Here is a 2,977-nt window from a genome sequence, read left to right on the forward strand (position 1 = left end):
GTACGGCACCGCCACCAGCGGAACGCCCAGCCCCTGCCCCTCCACGAGCAGGCCGAGGGCGAGCGTGTCGGTGATCCCCGCGGCGCCGATGCGCTTGCGGAACACCCAGTACGTCCAGCCCTGGTAGGCCAGCACGATCGGGGTGAACACCACCGCCACCCAGGTCATGATCTTCAGGGTGTAGGGCGTGGAGGCGGCGTTGGTGGCGGTCAGCGTGCCGGCGGCGTCCAGCGTCGAGGGCAGGACGTTCGGGAACAGGGCCGCGAACAGGGTCGCCACGGCCAGCCCGATGGCCACGGCTGTGCCGGTGAAGGCCCAGCCCTCCCGGCGTACGCGAGCTGCGGCGAGACCACCGAGCAGCGCCAGCGCCGCGCCGACGGCGAACACGACGGCGGCCGCGCTGGAGCGGATGGTCAGCGTCCAGGACAGGAACGCCACCGCGAGGACGGCGGTGGCCACGCCGAGGCGCACCGCGAGCGCGCTGGCGCGCTCGCGGACGTCGCCGACGGTCTTGAGCGCGATGAACACCGCGCCGTGGGTGAGGAACAGGGCCAGGGTGGTCGCGCCACCGAGCAGGGCGTACGGGTTGAGCAGGTTCAGCAGGCCGCCGACGTACTCGTGGTCGGCGTCCAGGGGTACGCCGCGCAGGATGTTGGCGAAGGCCACGCCCCACAGGACCGCCGGCAGCAGCGATCCCCAGAAGATCGCGGCGTCCCAGCGGCGCTTCCAGGCCGCCTCGGGGCGCTTGTGGCGGTACTCGAAGGCGACGCCGCGGGCGATCAGCGCGAGCAGGATCAGCAGCAGCGGCAGGTAGAAGCCGGAGAACAGGGTGGCGTACCACTCGGGGAAGGCGGCGAACATGGCGCCGCCGGCGGTGATCAACCACACCTCGTTGCCGTCCCAGACCGGGCCGATGGTGTTGATCAGGACCCGGCGTTCGCGGTCGTCGCGGCCGAGGACGGGCAGCAGCATGCCGACGCCGAAGTCGAAGCCCTCGAGGATGAAGTAGCCGGTGAAGAGGACGGCGACGAGGAGAAACCAGATGGTCGTCAGTTCCACGGTGTGCTCCGGTCTCAGTAGGCGAAGGCGAGCGGGCGCTCGGCGGCGTCGTCGGTGTCGTCGGGTTCGGGTGCCGGGGTGACGTCGGGTACGCCGGCCTTGGCGTAGCGGACGAGGAGCTTGAACTCGACCACGGCGAGGGTCGCGTAGATCAGCGTGAACGCGGTGAAGGAGGTGAGGACCTCGGTCAGCGAGACGCTGCGGGAGACACCGTCGCGGGTGAGCATCTCGCCGAAGACGATCCACGGCTGGCGGCCCATCTCGGTGAAGATCCAGCCGAAGGAGTTGGCGAGCAGGGGCAGGACCGGCATGACCAGGCCGGCGCGCAGCAGCCACCGGCTGGTGGGGGTGCGGCCCTTGCGGTGGGTCCAGAGCACGAGCAGGGCGATCGCGGCGGCGGCGAGACCGAAGGCGATCATGAAGCGGAAGCTCCAGTAGGTGACCGGGATGATCGGGGTGTAGCTGCCGGCGCCGTACTGGCTGGCGTACTGCGCCTGGAGGTCGTTGATGCCCTGGACGGTGCCCTCGGGGTCACCGGTGCCCAGGTACGACAGCAGGTACGGGATCTTGATGGCGAACAGCTCGCGGGAGCCGTCGAGGCTGCCGACCGTGAGCACGGAGAACGACGCGGGGCTCTCGGTGGAGTACAGGCCCTCGGCGGCGGCCATCTTCATCGGCTGCACCTGGGTCATGATCTTGCCCTGGATGTCGCCGGTGACGACCACGGCGAAGGCGGCGATCAGCGTCACCCACGAGCCGAACTTCGCGGCGAACCGGTAGGCCGGGGTGTCGGCGGAGTCGCGGTTGCGGATCAGGTGCCACACGGCCACGGCCACCAGCAGCGACCCGGCGACGAGGAACGCGCCGGCGATGGTGTGCGGGAAGGTGATGAGGGCGACCTTGTTGGTGAGCACGGCGACGAAGTCGGTCAGCTCGGCACGGCCGGTGTCGGGGTTGATGCGGTAGCCGACCGGGTTCTGCATGAACGAGTTCGCGGCGAGGATGAAGTAGGCCGACAGGTTCGTGCCGATCGCGGCGGCCCAGATGCTGGCCAGGTGCAGGCGCGGGGGCAGCCGGTCCCAGCCGAAGATCCACAGGCCGATGAAGGTGGATTCGAGGAAGAACGCGACGAGGGCCTCGATGGCCAGGGGCGCGCCGAAGATGTCGCCGACGAAGCGGGAGTAGTCGCTCCAGTTCATGCCGAACTGGAACTCCTGCACGATGCCGGTGACCACACCCATCGCGAAGTTGATCAGGAAGAGCTTGCCGTAGAACCGGGTGAGCTTGAGGTACTTCTCGTTGCCGGTGCGGTGCCACAGGGTCTGGAGGATGGCGACCAGCACGGACAGGCCGATGGTCAGTGGCACGAAGAGAAAGTGGTAGACGGTGGTGACACCGAACTGCCAGCGGGCGACGTCCAACGCGTCCACCTGATACCCCCAGCTGTGCATACTACAAGACGTAGTAAATACTACTGCTCGTCGTAGAGGAATGGGCAGGGGCAGGGGTCCCGAACCGGCCCGGGACCAATGACCCTGATCACCCCGGGCCACTCGGCAGGAGAAGTCCCGCCCGTCCCCCGCGACCCGCCCCAACCGTGCGAGCATGTCCCGCTGATGGACACCGAACACTCCGGATGGCAGCCGCCGCTGATCTGGCGGGCCGCGCAACTGCTGGCCCGCGCCCTGGTCGGTGCCGTGGCCCGGCTGGAGGTCACCGGGGAGGTACCGGCGTCGCTGCGCCGGGGTCCCCTGGTGCTGGCCGCCAACCACATCAGCCCGTTCGACCCGGTGGTGCTGGCCGCCGCCTGCCGCGCCGTGGGCGTCTCCCCGCGGATCATGGCCACCGGCGGGCTGTTCCGTGCCCCGGTCGTCGGGACCGCGATGCGCCGCGCCGGACACATCCGCGTCGACCGGGG

General features: G+C 69.6%; 3 protein-coding genes. 1 reads left to right on the top strand and 2 read right to left on the bottom strand.

The genetic code is table 11. The annotated features are described in order from the left end of the window. Nucleotides 1–1,059 (bottom strand): cytochrome d ubiquinol oxidase subunit II (gene cydB / locus AB0I76_RS26370; protein ID WP_357040767.1); only part of this gene is annotated, 1,059 nt, incomplete at its 3' end. A 14-nt stretch (nt 1,060–1,073) separates the two neighbouring features. Next, nucleotides 1,074–2,489 carry a cytochrome ubiquinol oxidase subunit I gene (locus AB0I76_RS26375; protein ID WP_357040773.1) on the bottom strand — a complete coding sequence of 472 codons (1,416 nt, stop codon included), beginning with the start codon at nt 2,487–2,489 and terminating at the stop codon, nt 1,074–1,076. Between the two features lie 186 nt (nt 2,490–2,675). Between AB0I76_RS26375 and AB0I76_RS26380 the strand changes: the two genes are divergently transcribed. Next, a partial coding sequence (locus AB0I76_RS26380; RefSeq protein WP_357040770.1) for a 1-acyl-sn-glycerol-3-phosphate acyltransferase occupies nt 2,676–2,977 on the top strand: 302 nt, incomplete at its 3' end.

The sequence above is a fragment of the Micromonospora sp. NPDC049799 genome (assembly GCF_040656655.1).
In the GTDB taxonomy this organism is placed as follows: Bacteria; Actinomycetota; Actinomycetes; order Mycobacteriales; family Micromonosporaceae; genus Micromonospora.